Source organism: [Actinomadura] parvosata subsp. kistnae, from assembly GCF_900323885.1.
Classification (GTDB): domain Bacteria; phylum Actinomycetota; class Actinomycetes; order Streptosporangiales; family Streptosporangiaceae; genus Nonomuraea; species Nonomuraea composti.
The window spans coordinates 1,038,124-1,058,607 of sequence record NZ_OOHJ01000015.1; the positions used below are offsets into that span (position 1 = coordinate 1,038,124).

The following is a 20,484-nucleotide window of genomic DNA, read 5'->3' on the forward strand; positions in this document are numbered from 1 at the left end:
CCCGGTGCGGGGCGGGCGTATGGCCGCGACGGGCGCCCCCTTCCCGCCCTCCCAAAGGACCTCAGCCGAAGTGCGGCGGCAAGCGCGCGGGCGGGGCGACCTGAGTGACACAGCGACGGGCCAGCGGGCAGCACAGCCAACGCGACGCGGGCGCATGGCCGCAGCGGGCACCCCCTGAGCGCGGGCGGCGCGGGCGCGGCCGACGCGGCGCGCGCGGCCAGCACGGCGCGGCGGGCAGCGCGGCGAGCGGGCAGCGCGGCGAGCGGGCAGCGCGCGGCTGGTGGGCGGTGCGGCGGGCGCGGCCGGTGCGGGCCGGGCGTATGGCCGCAGTGGGCGCCTCCATCCCGCCTCCCAAAGAGACCTCAGCCGGAGTGCGGCGGCGAGCGGGCGGGCGGAGGGCGGAGGCCTAGGGGTTGAGTTCAGATCGTCCCGGGTCCGGCGGCAGTGAGGGGCGCTTCACGCGTAGGTCGTTGCGGATGGCTTCGCCCAGTTTCTTGGTGGCCATCCGGTTGAGCGCGCCCCCGGCGACAGCCCCCGTGAGGAACGGGCCGAAGGTGGTGAGGTGGCGGCCGAGGGTGCGCATGAGGCGGTTGCGGAGGGCCGTCTTGGTGGCGGCGCCGAGTGCGAGGGAGACGGACGCGGGTGCGAGGGGGTCGATGCCGCGTTGTTTGGCCCAGGCGGCGGTGAAGGCGATGGCGCGTTGGGTGCCGCTGCCTTGGACGTGTACGCCGTAGACCTCGTGCAGCTCGGCCAGGAGTTTGACCTCGATGGCGGCGACGACGATGGTTTCGGCGACGAGCTGGGCGGGGGCGGAGAGCAGGAGGGGTGGCGCGGCGAACTCGGCCGCTGCCAGTGCTCCGCCGATGGCGCCGACCGTCATCGTGGCCTTTTGCGCGGTGCGCACCAGGTCGTCGGCGAGCTCTTCGCCGGTGAGCCCATGATGATGTTCGGCGAGGGTGTGCAGATCCCGGATCGGGATGCGCGGCGCGATGTTGAGGAAGACGTCGGCCAGCCAGCGGCCCCGGCCCGCGCCGGTCGCCCGTGCCTTTTTCGCCCCGGCGGACAGCGCCTGGGCTAGTCGGCCGAGCAGCCTGCGCCGCTCGGCCGGCTCGAGCTCACCGGGTGCGGTGAGTCTGCCAACGAGCTCGCCGACCTCACGTTCGGGGTCGGCGATCTCACTGCCTGGTTGCTTGTCTTTCTCTGGTACGGCCACGCGGTGCCTCCGTGTCTCTTGGTCGCGATCGCTCCAGGGTCTGTCAGTCGCGCGCCCCTGAGCTTTTTCGCTCCAGGAATTAGGCGGCGCACTCCCGGCAGACCTGCTGGCCGTTCTTCTCGGAGGCCAGCTGGCTGCGGTGGTGCACCAGGAAGCAGCGCGAGCAGGTGAACTCGTCGGCCTGTCGGGGGATCACCCGCAGGGAGAGCTCTTCGTTCGACAGGTCCGCACCGGGCAGCTCGAGAGACTCGGCCAGGTCGGTCTCGTCGATGTCGATGCTGCCAGACGACTTGTCGGTGCGCCGCGCCTGAAGCTCCTGGAGGCTGTCCTCCCCCAGGTCGTCGTCTGTCTTGCGCGGGCTGTCGTAGTCGGTAGCCATTGTGCTTACTCCATCCCCCTCATCTATATGTCTTCGCGCTCATCGCGCGTCTTCTAACGTCCGGGAAGCCCATCTTGTGCCCGTTCCGTCGGGGAGATTTCCCATCGGTACCCCGCGGAAACGGACAACGAACCTCCCAACACGTCAGGGCCTGCTGCCAACGGCAATGGTTAGCCAAATATGGCGAAACCCACAGCCTTGGCGTCATGCACCACCGTGTTCGACGGCACATCCAACCACATGTGCGGCGTGGATGAGACGCCCCCCGTGACTCAACACGCGCACGAACGCGCCACGGTGACACGTACGCTCATCGCCTCGGGAGCCGAATGGTCACGACCAGCCCTCCACCATCGCGTGGCACAGCGGCGACATTGCCCCCGTGTGCCTGCACCACCGCACGGACGATGGACAGCCCGAGACCCGATCCCTTGGCGGAATCCACGCGGTCCGCGTGGAGCCTCCTGAACGGCTCGAACAGGCTGTTCACCTCGTACGCCGGTACATGCTGTCCTGTGTTGGCCACCTGAACAACCAAGGCCCCGTCCGCCATTCCCGTACGGATCCAGACTTTTCCGTTTTCGGGAATGTTGTACTTGACGGCGTTCTCCAGCAGGTTGCTGACGGACCGTTCGAGCAGCACGGGGTCGCCTATGGTAGGCGCGCTGACCAGTTCGGTGGAGACCGTCACGCCATGCTCTTCCGCGAACGGCGTGACCTGTTCCACGGCCGTCCGGGCGACGTCCATGACGTCCACGGGCTTGCGTACGGCGAGCTCGCGTTCGCTCCTGGCGAGCAGCAGCAGGCCCTCGATGAGTTTCTCGTTGCGCGCGTTGACCTCGAGGAGGGTACGGCCGAGCGCCTTCAGGTCCTGCGACGCCTCCGGGTCCGACAGGGCGATCTCCAGGACCGTCCGGTTGATGGTGAGGGGGGTGCGCAGCTCGTGGGAGGCGTTGGCCACGAACCTGCGCTGGGTGTCGAAGGCGACGTTGAGGCGGGTGAGCATGGCGTCGAAGGTGTCGGCCAGCTCCTTCAGCTCGTCGTTGGGGCCCTCCAGGCCGATGCGCTGGTGCGCCAGCGTGCTCTCGGACAGCTTCTTCGCCGTGACGGTCATCTGCGCCACGGGCCGCAGCGCCCGGTCCGCGACGAAGTAGCCGATGATCAGAGCCAGGATGCCCACGCCGATCAGAGCCATGAGGGAGCTGCTGAGCAGCGCGTCGCGGGCGTTGGCGATCGCCAATTGCTGGAACTGACGCCAGCGGGTCTGCAGCTGCACGTCCTCGAGGGGAGTCAGCCCAAGGTCGATCTCGGGCCAGGCACTGCTGATCGCGGTGCCGACGATGGCGTAGACCGAGAACAGCAGCACGGCCGCCGCCGCGAACACGAGCGCGCTGTACGTGAGCGTCAGCCGCCACCGGATGCTCACCTTGCCCGGGAGGTCCTTCACACGCTCCATGGTGGAGCGTGGAACGGCGGGCTGCGCAGGCGGGGGTGGGCCGTCCCACGCGGGCGGTCCGCTGGGGGGCGGGGCCTCCTGCACCCGCGTCGCCCTCCTGGCGGAGTGCGGGCTGATCATGGGATGCGTCGGCCCCGCCTCGTGCTCTGGCCTGTCCGTCACAACTTGTACCCAACCCCGGGCACAGTCTCGATCACCTGAGGCTCACCCAGCTTCTTCCGCAACGTCATCATGGTCACCCGGACCACGTTCGTGAAGGGATCGATGTTCTCGTCCCACGCCTTGTCCAGCAGGTCCTCCTGGCTGACGACGGCGCCTTCGGCCCGCATCAGCTCCTCCAGGACCGCGAACTCCTTCTTGGTCAGCACGACCTCCCTGCCGTCGCGCTCCACCAGCCGCTTGCCGGGGTCGAGCTTGATCCCGGCCCGCTCCAGGACGGGCGGCAGGGCGGGCGCGGAGCGGCGGCCGAGGGCGCGGACCCGGGCGACCAGCTCGATGAACACGAACGGCTTGGCCAGGTAGTCGTCGGCCCCCAGACCGAGCCCCTCGACCTTGTCGTCCACGTCGCCCGAAGCGGTCAGCATGAGGATCCGGGAGGCCGTGCGCTGCTCGACCAGCCGCCGGCACACCTCGTCGCCGTGCACCACGGGCAGGTCGCGGTCAAGGACGATCACGTCGTAGTCGATGTAGGAGGTCCGCTCCAGGGCTCCCCCGCCGTCGTAGGCGACGTCCACGGCCATGGCCTCGCGCCGCAGCCCGGTCGCGATCGCGTCAGCGAGCACCCGCTCATCCTCTACAACCAGCACCCGCACGCCGGTACACCTCTCTCCGATTCTGGGCACTCATTCTGCCCACAGGGTCGATAAGCGCACGGTAAGGCATGTTCAGGGGTCGGTGACCCTCGCGTAAGGGAGAGCGGCGGGAAATTCATGTTTCGGGGGGCGACAAGCCGGGGTATGCCTGCGGGACACCCCTTGCCCGGTCTTCATCCGGCAATGGGGCACTTCGCCCCCTGCACGCGTACGAACCCCCAGAGAGTAGGTGAGATGGGCGAGTTCACGACCACGATCGAACACCGCCTCGACCAGGCTTACAAGGGCCTTCGGGAGGCCCGTAGCGTCGGCGACGACTACCTCGCCGACACCCTCACCGCCGAGATCGAGGACCTGCGCCGGCTGGCCGACGATCACGGCATCCCGTTGCCCCGCTAGCCCGTAGCGAAACGGCCGGAGCCCTGGTTCCGGGCTCCGGCCGTTTGCACACGTGCCTTCAAGAGGGCAGACGGGCGCGCCGCCCGCCCCACCAGCCGGTCGGCCAGGTCAGGCGTCGCGTTCGGGGTTCAGCGGGACCAGCAGGTCGTGCAGTTCCTCGAACAGGCCCGGAGCCGCGCACAACGCGTAGTCCGGGCTGACCGGACGCCCGTTGAGGCCGGCGAGCCGGGCGCCCGACTCGGTGGCGACGAGGCCGGCCGCGGCGAAGTCCCAGTGGTTGATGCCGCGCTCGTAGTACGCGTCCACCCGCCCGGCCGCCAGCGAGCACAGGTCCACGGCGCAGGAGCCGCCGCGCCTGATGTCGCGGACGCGGGGCAGCACCTGGGCCACCACCTCGCCCTGGACGGCGCGCCGGTTCTTGTCGTAGCCGAAGCCGGTGGAGACGAGCGCCTGGGAGAGCGGGACCCCGGTGTTGCAGCGCAGCCGCTGGGGGCCGAGCCAGGCGCCGTGGCCGCGGGCCGCGGTGAAGACCTCGCCGCGCGGCGCCACGTTGACGACGCCGGCCACGATCTCGCCGCGTACCTCGACGGCGATGGAGACGGCCCAGTCGGGCAGCCCGTACAGGAAGTTGACGGTGCCGTCGATCGGGTCGACGATCCAGCGCACGTCGGACTCGCCGGGCTCCTCGCCGCCCTCCTCGCCGAGGATGCGGTCGGCGGGCCTGGCGGCGAGGATGCGCTCGCGGATCAGCTCTTCGGACGCCTTGTCGAGGGCGGTGACGACGTCGGTGGGGCTGGACTTGGTCTCGATCTCGCCGGACATCGTGGGCCGCTTGGCCAGCAGCATGTCGCCGGCCTCGCGGGCGATCTCCTCGGCGAGCCTGAGGAATTCGAGCTCGGTCATCAGGCCACCGAGTCCGGGCGCTTCCACTCCTGGCCGAGCACGTGCTGGCCGAGGAAGGCGAGGACGGTCTCGTACCAGGCGATGATGTTGCCGGGCTTGAGAATCCAGTGGTTCTCGTCGGGGAAGTAGAGGAACTTCGCGTCCACCTCGGTGCGGCGCAGGTCCCACCACAGCCGCAGGGCCTCGCCGATCGGCACCCGGTAGTCCTTGTCGCCGTGGATGACGAGCATGGGGGTGGTGATCCGGTCGAGGGCGTTGTGCGGCGACAGCAGCGAGTAGCGCTCGCCGCCGGGCAGGCCGAACTCGCGCTGCCAGTACATGGCGGCGTCGGTGGTGCCGGAGAACTGGTCGAGGTTCCACAGCGAGGCGTGGGTGACGATGGCCTTGTAGCGGTCGGTGTGGCCGGCCAGCCAGTTGGCCATGTAGCCGCCGAAGGAGCCGCCCATCGCGGCGACGCGCTCGCTGTCGATGTCGTCCCTGGCCAGGGCGGCGTCGACGATGGCGTCGAGGTCGGCCTGGGTGCGCGGGCCCCAGTTGCCCCAGCCGCGGTCGATCATCTCCTGGCCGTAGCCGGTGGACATGCACGGGTCGGGCATGAGCACGGCGTACCCGTGCTGGGCGAGGATCCACGACTGCCAGCGCCACTGCCAGTCGTTCCAGGAGCCGAGCGGGCCGCCGTGGATGAACAGCACGAACGGCGCGGGGTTGGCGGCGGAGGCGCCTTCGGGCAGGGCCAGCCAGCCGCGGATGGGGGTGCCGTCGTCGGCGGTGGCGGTGACCTCGGTGAGCGTGCCGGGCACCTCGGGGCGCGGCGCGGGCGAGGGCAGGTCGGCGATCTCGCCGGTGGCGGCGTCGATCCTGGCGGGGGCGGGCGCGAGGTTGACGGCGCTGCGCAGGGCGTAGACCCACCGGCCGTCGGGCGACGGGTTGAGGCCGAGGTAGGAGGCGTCGTCCTGGGTGAGCCTGGCGGGCTCCCCGTCGAGCGGGACGCGGAAGACCGGGCGGCGGCCCTGGAAGTCGGCGGCGACGTAGACGGCGGAGGAGTCGGGCGCCCAGTCGACGTCCGAGGGGAACAGGTCGGGCAGGTACGCGCGGCCCTCGCCGGTGGCGAGGTCGGCGATCCACAGCTCGCTGCGGGCGGAGACGTCGAGGCCGGTGATGCGGTCGCGGGCGCAGGCGAGCTTGGTGCCGTCGGGCGAGATCGCCAGCGGCCCGGTGAAGTCGTGGGCGTCGTCCGACAGCAGGACGCGCCGCTCGCCGGTGGCCACGTCGATGGCGACCAGCTCGGTGCGCCACTCGCCCTTGGGCAGGTAGACGCGCCAGGTGGTGATCACGGTGGCGCCGTCGGGGGTCAGCTCGAAGCCGCCCTCGCGCAGCGCGTCGCCGGCGTCGGGGGTCAGGTCGCGCACGTCCTCCAGGCGGTCGGCGCCGAGCCTGGCCGCGAACAGGCGGGGCCGGCCGGGGCCGAGGTCGTGGTCCCAGTAGCGGACGGGGTAACCCTCGTGCAGGATCGCGCTGATGCCGGCCTCCTTGCGGGCCTTGCGCTTCTCCTCCTCGGCCGACTCCTCGCCGTCGAGCACGTCGGAGACGAACACGACCACGTCGCCGGCCGTGCGGACGCCGCCGATGCCGCCGGGCCTGGTGGCCACCTGGCGGGCCTCGCCGCCGGCGCGGGGCAGCAGCCACAGCGCGGGCACCTCCTCGCCGGCGTCCTTGACGGTCGGGTCGGGGCGGGCGGAGGTGAACAGCACGTCGCCCGAGGCGGTGAAGACCGCGGCGGACTCGCCCTTGGCCGAGCGCGTCAGCCGGTACGGCTCGCCGTCCAGCGGAACGGCCCAGAGCGCGGTGCCGTACGACTTGCCGTCGGGGTTGAGGGACTGCACGGTCGAGATCAGCTTGGACCCATCGGGCGAAAGCCGGAGGGAAAGGACCCGGGGAATGGCCACATAGTCGCGAATATCGTTGAATGCGCTCACCCGATCGAACCTACCTCGCGGGAGGGACCGCCGACACTCCCGCATAGGGTTGCCACGTGGGTATTTACGACGCCTTGCTGGTCCTGTCGTTCGGCGGCCCCGAGGGTCCCGACGACGTGATGCCGTTCCTGGAGAACGTCGTGCGCGGCCGTGGCGTGCCGCGCGAGCGCCTGCTCGAGGTGGCCGAGCACTACCAGAGCTTCGGCGGGGTCAGCCCGATCAACCAGCAGAACCGCGACCTGGTCGAGGCGCTGCGCCCGGTCCTCGACGTGCCGGTCTACTGGGGCAACCGCAACTGGCACCCGTTCGGCGAGGACACCGTGCGCCAGATGAAGGCCGACGGCGTCAGGAAGGCCGCCGTCTTCGCCACGTCGGCGTTCGCCGGCTATTCGAGCTGCCGCCAGTACTACGAGGACATCGCGCGGATCTCGATCGAGGGCGGCCCCGAGCTGGTCAAGATGCGCCACTACGGCGAGCATCCCGGCTTCGTGGCGGCGATGGCCGACCACACGCGGGCGGCGCTGGAGCGGCTCGGCCGCGACGACGCCCGGCTCGTCTTCACCGCCCACAGCATCCCGGTCTCGATGGCCGAGACCGCCGGCCCCGAGGGCGGCCTGTACGAGGCGCAGCTGCGCAGGAGCGCCGAGCTGGTCAACCAGGCGCTGGGCCGGACGCAGCCGTGGGACCTGGTGTGGCAGTCGCGCAGCGGGCCGCCGCAGGTGCCGTGGCTGGAGCCGGACGTCTGCGACCACCTGCGCAAGATCGAGGCGCCGGCCGTGGTGCTGGTGCCGATCGGGTTCGTCTCCGACCACATGGAGGTCGTCTACGATCTCGACACCGAGGCCAGGGCGGTGGCGGCCGAGCTGGGCCTGCCGATGGAGCGGGCGGCGACGGCGGGCACGCACCCGCGGTTCGTGCGGATGGTGCGGGAGCTGATGGAGGAGCCCGAGCCGGTGCCGTGCCCGCTCACCTGCTGCCCGCCGCCGCGCAGGCGGCCTCAGGCGTAGGTCTTGGCGTACGCCTCGGCGATGCCCATGACCTTGTTCACGTAGTCCCACGAGTGGTTGTAGAACCAGATCGCCTTGCGCAGCCGCTCGCCGCCCTGCCCGGCCTTGTTGGCGCACAGGTAGTTCGCCGCGCCGGGCACGGCGTCGTACGGGCTCCAGATGTCCTTCTTGCCGTCGCCGTCGCCGTCCACGCCGTAGTGCTTCCAGGTGGCGGGCATGAACTGCATGGGCCCGAGCGCGCCGGCGCTCGACGGGCCGTTGTTGCGCCCGTGCCCGCTCTCGACCTGGCCGATCGCGGCGAGCACCGTCCATGACAGGCCGGGGCAGCGGGTGGCGGCGGCCTTGTAGAGCTCCAGGTAGCTGCTGGGCCGGCCGACGCTGACCTGTTCGGGCTGCTGCTGGGCGGGCTGCTGTTGTTTGGCCTTACGTGCGGCGGCGTCGAGCACGACGACCTGGGCGCCCTTGCCGAGCAGCCTGCGCACGCCGGACGCGCCGATCCTGCCCTCCTTGCCGTGCAGCAGCACCGCGACGCCCTGCGCGAACCCGAGCTTCCTGCCCAGCTCCGCGCTGACCAGCCCGTCCACGCCGGTCAGCCCGAGCGAGGCGGTGGCGGCGACGCGGAGCCTGGGCCCGCCGTCCACCTGGTACATGGCGCCGAGGATCATGCCGAACCTGCGGGTCGCGCCGGTGTCGGCGACCAGCTCGCCCCTGGCCAGCGCGCTCCACACGGCGGGCTGGTCGGCGACGGGCTGCGGGGTCCACGAGCGGAACGCGGAGGGGTCGACGGCCAGCAGGTTCAGGCCGGTACCGGAGACCTTGACGGCGCCCGCGTCGACGATGGTGACCTTCTGCACGTGCTTGAGCGCGGCCAGCTTGAGCCTGGTCTCCTTGGGCACGGAGCCGGGGGCGATCGCCAGCACGCGGGCGGGCGTGGAGGTGACGCCGGGGCCGCCGGCGCCGAAGTCCTTGACCGGCTCGGCGTTGGGGACGAGCTGGTCGAGCCGGGGCGCGGGCGACTGCCGCGGAGTGGCCTGCTGGGTGGCGCGGGGCCGGCCGCGTACGGGCTCCTGAGCGCTGCTGAGCAGGTCACCGTCCATGATCACCACGATGCCGCCGGCCGCGGCGGTGACCACGAGCACGGCGATGACCATGAGCATGACCGCGCGAACACTGGGAAGACCGGACACTCGGGACACGTTAACTCACGCCAGCCCTAATCCACTTGCCATCGGGACACAAGTACGCAAGGGTTAGCCTGCTTGAGTAAGGGGGAAACAGCGTGGTCGGGCCTTACCGGGGGTTGTTCGAGAGGCCCGGGACGAAAGCGTTCGTGCTGGCGGGGCTCATCGGCCGGATGCCGATGTCCATGCTCGGCATCGGCGTCATCCTGCTGATCACCGCGCTGACCGACAACTACGCCACGGCCGGGGCCGTCGGCGCCGCCTCGAACCTGGCGTTCGCCGCGGCCGCCCCGCTGTCGGGCCGGCTGGCCGACACCTTCGGGCAGAGCCGGGTGATCCCGCCGTTCGCCGCCGTCAACGCGCTGGCGCTGGCCGCCCTCATGATCTCCGCGGGCTCGGGGCTGCCCGAGTGGACGCTGTACGCCTCCGGGCTGGTCATCGGCGCCACGTCGCTGTCGCTCGGCTCGATGGTGCGGGCCCGCTGGACGGTGATCTACGGCGGCACCGACCGGCTGCACACCGCCTTCGCCTTCGAGTCCGTGGCCGACGAGGTGGTCTTCGTCACGGGGCCCGCGCTGGTCACGGTGCTCGCCACCACGGTGAACCCGTACGCCGGCCTGATCGTGGCGCTGGTCTGCATGCTGGGCGGCTCCCTCGCGCTGGCCGCGCAGCGCCGCACCCAGCCGCCCGTGCAGGTCGTCAGGTCGTCGGGCGGGACGCCGATCCTGATCCCCGGCGTGCTGCTGCTGGCGGGCGTCTCCCTGGCGCTGGGCGCGATCTTCGGCTCGGTCGACCTGATCACGGTGGCCTTCGCGCAGGAGCAGGGGGTCAAGTGGGCCTCGGGGTTCCTGCTGGCCTCGTTCGCGGGCGGGTCGATGGTGTCGGGGCTGTGGTTCGGCTCGCGCAACTGGCGGATCTCGCTGCGCGCCCGGTTCGTGCGGGCGCTGGCCCTGTTCGTGGTGGGGCTGCTGCCGATCCTGTTCATCAGCGCGCCGGGGATCATGGCGGCGGCGCTGTTCCTGGCCGGGTTCGCCATCTCGCCGACGCTCATCACCTGCTTCTCCCTCACCGAGCGGCTGGTGCCGCAGTCGCTGCTCACCGAGGGCATGGCGTGGATCTCGACCGCGATCACGCTGGGCGTGGCGCTCGGCTCGTGGGCGGGCGGGCAGCTCACCGAGACGTACGGGGCCTCCGACGCGTACGTGTTCTCCATCGCCGCCGCGGCCCTCGCCGTGATCGTGGGCATCGGAGGTTCGGGTTTGCTGAGACTTCCGGCGGCGCCTTCACCCTCGGAGACCTGATCCGCTACGGTCGATGGATCCCTCGCAACACCCATCACACTGGAAGCACTAGTTATGTCCCGACAAATCACTTCACTTCTAGCTATCGCGGCTGTTTGCGTGACCCTCGCTCCGGCCCCCGCGTTCGCGCAGGCGTCGAAGAAGGAGCCCGTCGACTGTGAGCAGGTCAAGTGCATCGCGCTGACCTTCGACGACGGGCCGGGCAAGTACGCGGGAACGCTGCTCGACACGTTCAAGAAGTACGACGCGAAGGCGACGTTCTTCCTTGAGGGCCAGTACGTGAAGAGCCGCCCGCAGTTCGTCAAGCGCATGGCCGCCGAGGGCCACGAGCTCGGCAACCACAGCTACAGCCACCCCGACTTCACCAAGAGCGAGGCCGGGACGATCAAGAGCGAGATCCAGAAGACCCAGGACGCGGTGAAGAAGGCGGCGGGCGTCGAGCCCAAGCTGCTGCGCCCGCCGTACGGGCTGGCCGACCTCCAGGTCTCCGACATCGCCGCCGAGTTCGGCATGCCGATGATCCTGTGGACGGCAGGCTCCCAGGACTGGAGCTCCAAGAACGTCGACGCCATCCAGAAGCAGACCCTCGCGGTGGCCAAGCCCAACGGGATCATCCTCATGCACGACTGGGTCAAGCAGACGGTGGACGGCATGCCCGCCCTCATCAAGACCCTGCAGAGCAAGGGCTACCACCTCGTCACGGTCTCCGACGTGGTCAAGAACGAGAACCTGAAGCCCGGCGACATCTACCCCGTTCCCGAAGGCTGGGAGAAGTGAGTATCGTTCGCGTTTAACCGGAACGATGCTCTGGAGGGGTGCCCCGTGGTCTTCGTGAACTGGGCGCGCAACCAGTCGGGCACCCCCGTCGAGGTGCGCACTCCGTCCTCCGTGGCGGAGGTCGTCCAGGCCGTGCGCGACGCCGCCGCCTCCGGGCGGCGGGTCCGCATGGTCGGCACGGGGCACTCCTTCACCGGCGTGGCGCTCACCGACGGCATCATGCTGCGGCCCGGCGCGCTCACCGGCATCACCGCCTGGGCGGACGACCGCGTCACCGTCCTGGCCGGCACGCCCCTGCGCGTGCTGAACGAGCTCCTCGCCGCCCGCGGCCTCGCCCTGGCCAACATGGGCGACATCACCGAGCAGACCGTCGCCGGCGCCATCCAGACCGGCACCCACGGCACCGGACGCGACAGCGGCGGCCTCGCCGACCAGGTCACCGAGCTGGAGCTAGTGCTCGCCGACGGCTCGGTGGCCACCGCCGCGCCCGGCGACGACCTCTTCGACGCCGCCCGGGTCGGCCTCGGCGCGCTCGGAGTCCTGACAACCGTCACGTTACGGGTGGAGCCCGCGTTCCTGCTGCACAACCGGCGCCGCAAGCTCCCCCTCGGCGACATCCTCGGCACCCTCGACGAGCTGACCACCGCCAACGAGCACCTCGACTTCTTCTGGCTGCCGCACACCGAGGCGTGCCTGGTCAAGACTAACAACCGCAGCCCCGGCCCGGCCCGGCCGCCCGGCGCGTTCCGCCGCTGGCTGGACACCGTGTTCCTGGAGAACACCCTCTTCGGCGCCGCCTGCGCGCTCGGCGCCCGCCTGCCGGACCTGATCCCCCGCATCAACGAGGTCAGCGCCGCCGCACTCGGGGACTCCGAGTCGATCGACGCGTCCTACCGGGCCTTCACCGCGCGGCGCGACGTGCGCTTCCTGGAGATGGAGTACGCCGTGCCGCGCGACCGCCTCGCCCAGGCGCTGCGCGAGACCCGCGACCTCGTCGAACGCATGGACTGGAAGATCACCTTCCCGGTGGAGGTGCGGGTGACGCCGCCCAGCGACGCGTGGCTGTCCACCGCGTACGGGCGGCCGTCGGCGTACATCGCCTGCCACATCTACCGCCCGACGCCGAACCCCGCCTACTTCGAGGGCGTCGAGGAGATCATGACCCGCCTCGACGGCCGCCCCCACTGGGGCAAGCTGCACACCCGCGACGCCTCCTACCTGGCCAAGGTCTATCCCCGCTTCGCCGACTTCGTCCGGCTGCGTGACCGGCTCGACCCCGGCCGCCTGTTCACCAACGCCTACCTGGACACCGTCCTCGGCGGCTAACCCACCGGGGCGTCGTACTCCCGCTCCTGGTGGTCGTGCCACGGCGCCTCGTCGGCCGGCGGCTCGTCCTCCTCCTGGGAGGGCGGCGGCGCGCTCGTCGTCCCCTCCTGCGACGGCTCCACCGTCTCCGACGGGGTCGGCGTCGGGGTGGGCGTCGGCTTCGGCGTGGGCTTCGGCGTCCTGCTGGGCGTCGGGGTCGGATCGGCCTCCGGGGTGGTGTCGTCCCGGACGCTGGGCAGCGGATCCGGGTACGCGGGCGGCGCCACGCTCCGCGTCTCCCGCTCGACCGGCGCCCGCTCCTCCTCCTGCTTCTTCTGCGCCTTCACCGGCGTCTTCCCCGTGACCTGCTCGTGCACCGTCCGCTGCGCCGCCGCCTGGTAGACGAGGATGCCGCCCATGCTCAGCCCGAACACGAGCGCCGCCGCCACCCCCACCTTCAGCCACGGCAGCCGCCACCTGCGCACCGCCGGCATCACCAGCGTGGCACCATCCCCGTCGTGGCGCTCCTCGCCCTGATGCCCTTCGTCCTGAAGCTCCGCGCCCTGATGCTCCTCCCGCCTGATGATCAGCGGCGTGTGCTGCTTGACCCGCTCCCCCGTCTGCTTGAGATAGTGCGTGTAGACGGCCGTGGCGACCGTGCTGGCGACGCTGACCACCGCCGCCCCGATCACGGTGCCCGCCACGCCGAGATACGACGCCGCCACCGCCGCCGTCACCGCGGCCAGCGCACTTCCCAGGATCTGCGGCACGCTCAGCTCGAACCTCCGCTGCTCGCCGCTCATCCCTCCAGATCAGTCCTTCCTAGCCCCTCGTTCGGTAAAGACCTGTCTCGTGAATAGACGCGAGTGCGTGTCCTGTTGTTCCTGTGACCTGCGTGACAGGCATCCTTGCCATTCGTGCCCCGACGACTCGGCCTGCCCTCCGTGTACCTCGCCGCGGCCGTGGCAACGGCCGCCACGACCGCCGTCCCTCTCGCCATGACGCCCGCCTCCGGGCTCGCCCTGCGTCCCGACCATCCCGAGCCCGCCCGCCCGTACATCGTCACCGCGCGCGACCGCGAGGCCGCCCGCGACCTCGTCGGCGAGGTGCGCTGGCGGGTGCGCCGCTACTACACCTCGGCGCTGCCCGGATTCGCCACCTTCCTCACCCCCACCGAGCTGGACGAGCTGCGCGCCGACCCGCGCGTGCGCACCATCGAGCCGGACCGCCAGATCCACCCCATGCCGGTACGCGCCCCCGAGGACCCGCCCACGATCAAGGCGGGCGGCGCCGGCACCACTGTGTACGTCCTGGACAGCGGCGTCGCCGTCCGCCGCCCCGCGTTCGGCGACCGGGCCTGGCGCGCCTTCGACGCCACCGGCGGCACCGGGCGGCCCTGCGGCGGCCACGGCACCCGCGTCGCCGCCCGCACCCACGCCGTCGCCCCCAAAGCGGGCATCGCGTCCGTACGCGTGCTCGGCTGCGGCGGCTCCGGCACGCTCGCCGACGTCCTCGCCGGGCTCGACTGGATCCACCGGCACGCCCGCGGCCCCTCCGTCGCCGTCCTGCCGACCGACGGCGCCGACTCGCCCGCCCTCACCAGATCCGCGCGCTCGCTCGTCCAGTCGGGCGTGTTCGTCGTCGGCGCCGCCAACGGCGGCGCCTGCCGGCTCACCCCCGACGGACGGGCGTTCTCCGCCCACGCCCCGCACCTCGCCGGAGCCGCCGCCCGCCACCTCGAACGCCATCCGGACGCCGACCCCGCCACCCTCGCCGCCCGGCTCGACTGCACCACGGCCCGGGGCACGATTCGCCAGAACCCGTCGAGGCCAAATAACCTCCTGGTACGCAACGGCGGGCTCTAGAGGGATGGACACCACAAATGTGACCGGCGTCACATCGCCCCGGGGCTATCCCAGGAAGGCGATGTTCGGACATGCCGGGTACGGTGCTGGCAGGCAACCGGCACACGCGAGAGACTCAAGGGTCCGGGGGAAGAATGGCGACGCTGACGAAGGGACTCGCATGCAGGAGCTCCGACTCGTCGCGGTGAGTGAGGACGGCACCTACCTCGTGCTGGCTACTGCCGGACGGGGTACGCGCTTCACGCTTCCCGTGGACGACCGGCTCCGTGCTGCCGTCCGCGGCAACTTCTCCCGTCTCGGCCAGTACGAGATCGAAGTGGAGAGTCCGTTGCGCCCCAAGGAGATCCAGGCCCGCATCCGCGCCGGAGAAACGGCGGAGGAGATCGCCGCGACCGCCGGGATCCCGGTCGAGCGTGTCCGCTGGTTCGAGGGGCCTGTGCTCCAGGAGCGGGAGTACGTCGCCCAGCAGGCGCAACGCGTCGCCGTCCGCATGCCCGGCGAATCCGCCCCGGGCCCCACCCTCGGCGACCTCGTCGCCGAACGGCTGACCAGGCGCGGCGTCCCCACCGACGAGATCGACTGGGACAGCGCCAAGCGCGACGACGGCCTGTGGCGGGTCAAGCTCGGCTACGTCTGGAACGGTCACACCCGCCACGCCGAATGGCTGTTCGACCCGCGCAAGCGGCACGTCACCCCGCACGACGACGAGGCCATGCGGCTGTCGTCCGCCGACTTCGACCCCGAGCCCGCCGTGGTGGAGGACACCACGGTCACCCCGTTCGCGCCGCGCGTCGCCAAGCTGCAGCCCGTCCCCCCGCTCGCCTCCTCTTCCTCCTCTTCGGACGCTCTGCCGTTCCCCTCCGTGGTACGGGGCGAGCCCGAGGAACCCCCCTTCCAGCCGTCCACGGAAACGGCCTACACGCCGTCCCGCGAAGCGCCCTTCGACCCGCCGGCCAGAGAGGATTCACCCGCCCGCGAGCCCTTCCGCCCCGAGCCGCCCGCCCGCGAGACCGGCTACACCCGCCCCGGCGACACCACGTCCCGCCGCGGCGGGTCTTCGCCATGGCTGCCCGACTTCGGGTCCGGGCGCGCGGAGCACGACTCCATCTACGCCCCCGCCACCCCGCCCTCGGCCCGCCCCGACACCCGCCCCCGACTCCACCGTCCGCGGACAGCCCCACCCCCGCCCCGCCACCGCGACCCCCGACCCCACACCCGCCGCCCAGGCGGAGCCCGCCGCTCAGGCCGGTTCTCCGGCCGAGCCCGCCGCTCACGCTGGAGCAGGCTCGCACGCCGACGCGACGGCTCCCGCGCGTCCGGACGCCGAGTCCAAGTCGCCCGCGGCACCGGTGCCCGCACCCAGGGCGGAGGTGGCCGGTACACCTGCGCCGCACGCAGGCACGGCCCCGTCCAGCTCCGCCGAGGCCGGCGCACAGAGCCCGGCCGTCTCGTCGAGCACCGCCGACGCCGGCGCGCAGAGCCCGGCCGCCTCGTCGAGCACCGCCGACGTTGCGGCCACCGCGCCGGAGGCCACGGCATCCGCCCAGACCGCTCCGGCCCCTGCGGCAGCCGCAGGCGCGGAGGCCGCCACGGAGCCTGCCACCGTCACGAAGCCCGAGGCCGCCGCAGCGCCTGCCCAGCTACAGACGGAGGCAAGCGCCTCGCCGCAGCCCCAAGCGACTGCCGCCTCCCCGCAGCCTCAGCCGGCGGCCACCGCCGCTTCGCCGCAGGCGGAAGCCACCGTCACTTCGCCGCAGGCGGAAAGCACCGTCACGGAGGCCGAGGCCGCCGCTCCTGCTCAGCCACAGCCAGTGGCGACCGCCGCGCAGCAGCCGGAGGCCACCACCACCGCGCCGCAGTCGGAGGTCGCCGCTTCGCCGCGTCCGCAGGCGGAGGCCACCGTCACGGAGCCCGAGACCGCCACGGCCCAGCCGCAGCCGGAAGCGACCACCGCGCCGCAGCCGCAGGCAGCCGCCGCCCCGCCGCAACCGCAGCCTGAGGCCGCCGATTCGCCGCAGCCTCAGGCAGAGGCCGCCGCTTCGCCGCAGGCAGCCGCGGCCTCGCCGGAGGCGCGGGCTCCGGAAGCTTCGTCCGCCGCGCAGGCCGAGGCGTCCAAGGGCGAGCCCACCGTCGGCGCGGCGCCGGACACCAGCACCGCGACTACGAGCACCGCCAACGCTGCGGCCAGCGCGCCGGAGGCCACGGCGCCCTCGGCACCCGCTCAGGTTGCCTCGGCCGCGAGCACCGCACCGGCGGAGGCCGCGGCAGCCGCCGCGAGCGCCGCGCCGGCCGAGAGCCCCGCGCAAGCGGACAGCCCCACGGTGGCCGCGGGCGCGGAACCAGCCGCGACGTCCGCGCCGACGCCCGGTGCCGTCGAGCAGGTCGCCGCCGGCGAGCAACCCGAGGTGTCCGCGCCGGAGCCGGTCGTTTCCGAGACGCCAGCCGCGCCCGGCGAGCAGGCCGCGCCCGACAAGCAGGCTGTGCCCGACAAGCAGGCTGTGCCCGAGGAGCAGGTCGCGTCCGAGTCGGCGCCGGTGGTCGAGGAGCCGGCTGCGGCGGAGAAGAAGGCGGCGCAGCCCGAGCCCGTTCAGGAGAGCAAGCCGCCCGCACCCCAGCCCAAGCCGAAGCCCGCTCCCGCGGCGGTGCCGGCGGCGCGGGCGGGCAAGGACGAGAGCAAGGAGGAGCCGCCCGTTCCGGTGCCGTCCCCGCCGCCCGCTCCGGCCGCGCGTCCGGCGCGGAAGGGTTCGAGGGGCCGCCGGGCGTCGGTGCCGACCTGGGACGAGATCATGTTCGGCGCCCGCCGCCAGGACTGACCGCGCAGGCCGACACCGCCCTCACGCCGCCACGCACACCCCTACGGCAAGCCCTGCGGGAAGCGGCGGCCGCGCGCCGGGAACCCCTCCGCGGCCGCACGAAGAGCCTCTCCACGCCCGCGCCCGCTGCTCGACGCGGCCCGGCCAGAATCAGCCACGCGCTCAGAGCCGACGCGCCCGACCCTCGCCGACGCGCATGCAGAGCCGGTGCGTATGTAGAGCCGGCGCGTCCGACCCCCGCCGCCCCCGTCAAGAGCCGTCGCGCTCCAGGAACGGTGCCAGCCACTCCGGGGTGACCTCGGCGGCGAAGTCCACCCCCTGTGCCTCGGCGACGTCGATCGCCGAGTATCCGCCCTTCCCGGCCCCGACCCCGGCGATCAGCGTGAGCACTCCGGCCTGACGCTGGAACCAGGTCTGCCGCAGCCGCCACCCGACCACGGCCCGGCGTTCGACGACGGCTTGGGATCGTCGCAGTGAGCCCGACCGCACCGCGAGGCGTCCGCCGTCGTAGCCGTGCCCGAGGGAGGCGTACCGGTCGAGGCCGAGCGGCACCCCGACGCCGGCCATGAGCAGCGCCAGCACCAGCAGCACCCACCAGGCGACGCTCCCGGTGGCCCAGAGGCCGGCGACGCCCGCCAGGGCCACCAGGAGCCACGGGAAGACGGCGCGGAACAGGCGGCGCCGGCGCGCGATGGGCGGGTGGGGCCGCAGGTCGGACCGGTAGGGGCCGATGGCGTCGCCGGTGACCTGGAACGCCACGTGGCGCGGCACGTCCGGCAGGAGTTGGCCGCGCGTCTCCGAGTCGCCGAGACCGGTCACGATGGCCCAGACGCGGACGACTCCGGCCCACCGTTCGGCCAGGCCGTCCACGATCTCGTAGCCGCGCACCCGCTTGGACTCCAGCGACACGCTGCGCCGGTTGATCAGCCCGCGTTCGGCGACGAGGTAGCCGTCGCGGCGTTTGAGGACGAAGTTCCAGTTGAAGACGGCGTACATGAGGCCGCCCGCGAACGGCATCGCCAGCACCAGCAGCACCGCGACGCCCAGCAGGAGGTAGGGGTGCCCCCAGAGCCATTCGCCGGCGGTGAGGGCGTCGTCCTGGCTGAGGCCGAGGTCGTCGCCCCATTGGAAGGCCAGCCCGATGGCGCCGCCGACGAAGGCGAACGGGGTGAGCAGGTACGCGCCGGACAGCGGCCCGTACAGGAGCCAGCGGCGCGGCACCCCGATGATGGGCCGCTCCTTGGGGCCGGGGGCGGCGGCGTGCGGGAGGTCGGGGTGCGCGGCGGGCTCGGCGGTGCGGCGCAGGAGGAGCGTTTTGAGGCGTTCGGCCTCGTCGAGGGAGACGCCGGCGAGCTTGGCCTCCTCCTCGCCGCCGCTCGCCCCCGTGTCGATCTTGAGGATGGTCAGGCCGAGCAGGCGGTGCAGGGGCGGGGTGGAGACGTCGACGCCACGGATGCGTTCCAGGGGGATGGTGCGGACGGAGCGGCTGATCAGCGACCGCTTGGTCTCCAGGCGGTCGCCGACGATCTCGTACGTGAACGTGACCCACCGGATGGTCGAGAACACCACGGCGGCGAACACCCCGGCGGCGGCGTAGGCGTACGACCTGGCCGAGAAGCCCCCCACGAACAGCACTCCGACCAGGGGGAGGAGGAGTGAGGGCAGCATGCGGACGGGGTCGATGAGCAGCACCTTGGGGCTGAGCCGCTGAGGCGCCCGCCCCATGGGCGGCTGCTGCCAGGGCACCGGCCCACCAGGCCCGGGAAACGGCCCTCCAGGCTGGGGAAACGGCCCGCCGGGCCCGGGGAACGGCCCTCCAGGTCCGGGGTGTGGCGGCTGCGGCCCCGCGAACGGCGTCCCGGGCGCGGGGTACGGCCCCTCCGCTCCCCGTAGCGGCCCGCCGGGCGCCGGCCATGGCCCGCCCCCGCCCGGCGGAGGCGGAGTCGGCGGCGGCGTGGGCGACGCCCAGCCGGTGGAGGCGCGGTCGTCAGGGGTGCCGGTGGGGTGGTCCGGGTCGGTGGGGGTCGGGTCGTCGGGGTGGGGGTCGGTCATGTCGCGTCGTCCCTGAGCTGCTCGGCCCGGCGCGCGAGCTGCTCGGCCAGCTCCGCCGCCACCCGGTAGTCGAGCCCCTTGATCGTCGAGGAGCCCGCGTGGGACGCCGTGCGGATCTCGAGCGTGGCCAGACCGAGCATCCGCTCGAACCACCCTTGCCCCTTGTCGACCGTCTGGATGCGGCTCACAGGCACGAACACCCACTCCCTGGTCAGGAACCCCGACCGGGCGTAGACGACGTCCCCAGAAAGCTCCCAGCGATGTACGAAGTACCGTACGAACGGCTCGGCCACCAGGAACGGCAGCGTCACCACGACGACGGCGGCGGGCAGGAGCCAGGCGTCGGCGGCCAGCCATCTCGGCACCCATGACCAGTCGCTCCCGTCGAGCCACCGCGACACCAGCAGCGAGCCCCCCAGGAAGAACACGAAGGCGACCAGCGACTCCAGCAGCCACATGCGGATGGCCTTGGGCGAGACGCGGTTCGCCGGATCGCGCAGAGCGCCCATTGACGTCACAAGGCCAGCTTATGGCGCGAACCCGGCAGGCGATCTGCCAGCGGCCCGGAAAAGGGATGAGCGGGCGCGGATTCCCGTCGGTAAAGATCCGGAGGGAGTCCCGGCGTGTCTGCGGCCACCCGGGCCGGCGCCGGTGCCATGCTCGGTGGCGGCCGGCCGCAGGCTGTCGAGCTTGGCCACGTCGGCGGCGCCACGTACGTGCCAAACCAGGCCCGGCCAGCGCGTGACCGCACCACTGCGCGAGCGCCTCACGCGACGTGGCAGCCGCCGTACGCGCGACACTCCCGCGTCAAGCCGTCCATGCCACAGGCCGGAGGCGTCCCCGGGCGCTTTACCGCCTCGCGACGGGCTGGCGCACCTGGTTTTTGCGGCGGCCCCGGTCCGAAACCGATGTCCGTTTCGTCGGGGTCGCCCGCGCACCCCTCGTCCGCCGCCCTCCACCCCATAGCAGCAGGCGGGCGGCGCTCCCCCGGTGACCCGGATCCGCGAGCCGGGCGCGTCTCGCTGTGGCCAACCTCACTACGCGA

General features: G+C 72.3%; 17 protein-coding genes and 1 pseudogene. 8 read left to right on the plus strand and 10 right to left on the minus strand.

The window, feature by feature from the left end; translation table 11 throughout:
• Positions 1 to 406: 406 nt before the first annotated feature.
• From KIS93_RS19450 to KIS93_RS19465, 4 genes are all read right to left on the minus strand, one after another.
• Positions 407 to 1,213, minus strand: a complete 807-nt coding sequence (locus KIS93_RS19450) for a hypothetical protein (RefSeq protein WP_230465925.1) — start codon at positions 1,211 to 1,213, stop codon at positions 407 to 409.
• Between the two features lie 79 nt (positions 1,214 to 1,292).
• Entirely contained in the window at positions 1,293 to 1,592 is a 300-nt protein-coding gene (locus tag KIS93_RS19455) for a DUF4193 domain-containing protein (RefSeq protein ID WP_020542847.1), read from the minus strand.
• A 310-nt stretch (positions 1,593 to 1,902) separates the two neighbouring features.
• Positions 1,903 to 3,168 (minus strand): sensor histidine kinase, encoded by a 1,266-nt coding sequence (locus KIS93_RS19460; RefSeq protein WP_080036257.1) that lies wholly within the window; start codon positions 3,166 to 3,168, stop codon positions 1,903 to 1,905.
• Positions 3,169 to 3,206: 38 nt separating this feature from the next.
• On the minus strand, positions 3,207 to 3,860 hold the full coding sequence (locus tag KIS93_RS19465; RefSeq protein ID WP_080036256.1) for a response regulator transcription factor: 654 nt from the start codon (positions 3,858 to 3,860) through the stop codon (positions 3,207 to 3,209).
• 234 nt (positions 3,861 to 4,094) lie between these two features.
• On the opposite strand from KIS93_RS19465, the gene KIS93_RS19470 reads away from it, so the two are divergent.
• Positions 4,095 to 4,259, plus strand: coding sequence for a hypothetical protein (locus KIS93_RS19470; protein ID WP_165974805.1), 165 nt, complete (start codon positions 4,095 to 4,097; stop codon positions 4,257 to 4,259).
• A 108-nt stretch (positions 4,260 to 4,367) separates the two neighbouring features.
• Here KIS93_RS19470 and KIS93_RS19475 read toward each other — a convergent pair whose 3' ends face one another.
• The gene (locus tag KIS93_RS19475) at positions 4,368 to 5,162 is read right to left on the minus strand and encodes an inositol monophosphatase family protein (RefSeq protein WP_080036255.1); all 795 of its coding nucleotides are present in this window, start codon (positions 5,160 to 5,162) and stop codon (positions 4,368 to 4,370) included.
• Positions 5,162 to 7,183 (minus strand): S9 family peptidase, encoded by a 2,022-nt coding sequence (locus KIS93_RS19480; RefSeq protein ID WP_080036254.1) that lies wholly within the window; start codon positions 7,181 to 7,183, stop codon positions 5,162 to 5,164. Before KIS93_RS19480 ends, KIS93_RS19475 begins: the two co-directional genes overlap by 1 nt.
• An 11-nt stretch (positions 7,184 to 7,194) precedes the next feature.
• Here KIS93_RS19480 and KIS93_RS19485 point away from each other — a divergent pair, with 11 nt between their 5' ends.
• Positions 7,195 to 8,145 (plus strand): ferrochelatase, encoded by a 951-nt coding sequence (locus KIS93_RS19485; RefSeq protein ID WP_080036253.1) that lies wholly within the window; start codon positions 7,195 to 7,197, stop codon positions 8,143 to 8,145.
• On the opposite strand, the gene KIS93_RS19490 is transcribed toward KIS93_RS19485, so the two are convergent.
• Positions 8,136 to 9,332 carry a lytic transglycosylase domain-containing protein gene (locus KIS93_RS19490; protein WP_080036252.1) on the minus strand — a complete coding sequence of 399 codons (1,197 nt, stop codon included), beginning with the start codon at positions 9,330 to 9,332 and terminating at the stop codon, positions 8,136 to 8,138. The genes KIS93_RS19485 and KIS93_RS19490 overlap by 10 nt on opposite strands.
• Positions 9,333 to 9,424: 92 nt before the next feature.
• Between KIS93_RS19490 and KIS93_RS19495 the strand changes: the two genes are divergently transcribed.
• The 3 genes from KIS93_RS19495 (at position 9,425) to KIS93_RS19505 (ending at position 12,730) form a co-directional block, all read left to right on the plus strand.
• Complete coding sequence (locus KIS93_RS19495) at positions 9,425 to 10,627, plus strand: MFS transporter (protein WP_080036251.1); 1,203 nt, start codon at positions 9,425 to 9,427, stop codon at positions 10,625 to 10,627.
• A gap of 99 nt (positions 10,628 to 10,726) precedes the next feature.
• Positions 10,727 to 11,404, plus strand: coding sequence for a polysaccharide deacetylase family protein (locus KIS93_RS19500; protein WP_230465923.1), 678 nt, complete (start codon positions 10,727 to 10,729; stop codon positions 11,402 to 11,404).
• Positions 11,405 to 11,449: 45 nt separating this feature from the next.
• Complete coding sequence (locus KIS93_RS19505) at positions 11,450 to 12,730, plus strand: D-arabinono-1,4-lactone oxidase (protein ID WP_080036249.1); 1,281 nt, start codon at positions 11,450 to 11,452, stop codon at positions 12,728 to 12,730.
• Here KIS93_RS19505 and KIS93_RS67545 read toward each other — a convergent pair.
• Positions 12,727 to 13,512 carry a hypothetical protein gene (locus tag KIS93_RS67545; protein WP_268966926.1) on the minus strand — a complete coding sequence of 262 codons (786 nt, stop codon included), beginning with the start codon at positions 13,510 to 13,512 and terminating at the stop codon, positions 12,727 to 12,729. The genes KIS93_RS19505 and KIS93_RS67545 overlap by 4 nt on opposite strands.
• Positions 13,513 to 13,626: 114 nt before the next feature.
• Between KIS93_RS67545 and KIS93_RS19515 the strand changes: the two genes are divergently transcribed.
• From KIS93_RS19515 to KIS93_RS65420, 3 genes and pseudogenes are all read left to right on the plus strand, one after another.
• Complete coding sequence (locus KIS93_RS19515) at positions 13,627 to 14,574, plus strand: protease inhibitor I9 family protein (RefSeq protein WP_155126288.1); 948 nt, start codon at positions 13,627 to 13,629, stop codon at positions 14,572 to 14,574.
• 160 nt (positions 14,575 to 14,734) lie between these two features.
• A pseudogene (gene sepH, locus KIS93_RS65415) lies at positions 14,735 to 15,709 on the plus strand (septation protein SepH); the annotation flags it as partial.
• A 676-nt stretch (positions 15,710 to 16,385) separates the two neighbouring features.
• On the plus strand, positions 16,386 to 17,387 hold the full coding sequence (locus KIS93_RS65420) for a hypothetical protein (protein WP_246005328.1): 1,002 nt from the start codon (positions 16,386 to 16,388) through the stop codon (positions 17,385 to 17,387).
• A 249-nt stretch (positions 17,388 to 17,636) separates the two neighbouring features.
• Here the strand turns inward: KIS93_RS65420 and KIS93_RS19530 are convergent, their stop codons facing one another.
• Positions 17,637 to 19,439 carry a PH domain-containing protein gene (locus tag KIS93_RS19530; protein ID WP_246005322.1) on the minus strand — a complete coding sequence of 601 codons (1,803 nt, stop codon included), beginning with the start codon at positions 19,437 to 19,439 and terminating at the stop codon, positions 17,637 to 17,639.
• A complete protein-coding gene (locus KIS93_RS19535) occupies positions 19,436 to 19,948 on the minus strand; it encodes a PH domain-containing protein (protein ID WP_186404346.1) in 513 nt (170 codons plus the stop codon). Before KIS93_RS19535 ends, KIS93_RS19530 begins: the two co-directional genes overlap by 4 nt.
• Between the last annotated feature and the right edge of the window lie 536 nt (positions 19,949 to 20,484).

What these genes read in the sequence shown, in the direction of transcription:
- KIS93_RS19470 (WP_165974805.1), top strand. Translation starts at nt 4,095, where the DNA reads ATGGGCGAGTTCACGACCACGATCGAACACCGCCTCGACCAGGCTTAC.
- KIS93_RS19475 (WP_080036255.1), bottom strand. Translation starts at nt 5,162, where the DNA reads ATGACCGAGCTCGAATTCCTCAGGCTCGCCGAGGAGATCGCCCGCGAG.
- KIS93_RS67545 (WP_268966926.1), bottom strand. Translation starts at nt 13,512, where the DNA reads ATGAGCGGCGAGCAGCGGAGGTTCGAGCTGAGCGTGCCGCAGATCCTG.
- KIS93_RS19480 (WP_080036254.1), bottom strand. Translation starts at nt 7,183, where the DNA reads ATGCGGGAGTGTCGGCGGTCCCTCCCGCGAGGTAGGTTCGATCGGGTG.
- KIS93_RS19535 (WP_186404346.1), bottom strand. Translation starts at nt 19,948, where the DNA reads ATGGGCGCTCTGCGCGATCCGGCGAACCGCGTCTCGCCCAAGGCCATC.
- KIS93_RS19460 (WP_080036257.1), bottom strand. Translation starts at nt 3,168, where the DNA reads ATGATCAGCCCGCACTCCGCCAGGAGGGCGACGCGGGTGCAGGAGGCC.
- KIS93_RS19530 (WP_246005322.1), bottom strand. Translation starts at nt 19,439, where the DNA reads ATGACCGACCCCCACCCCGACGACCCGACCCCCACCGACCCGGACCAC.
- KIS93_RS19455 (WP_020542847.1), bottom strand. Translation starts at nt 1,592, where the DNA reads ATGGCTACCGACTACGACAGCCCGCGCAAGACAGACGACGACCTGGGG.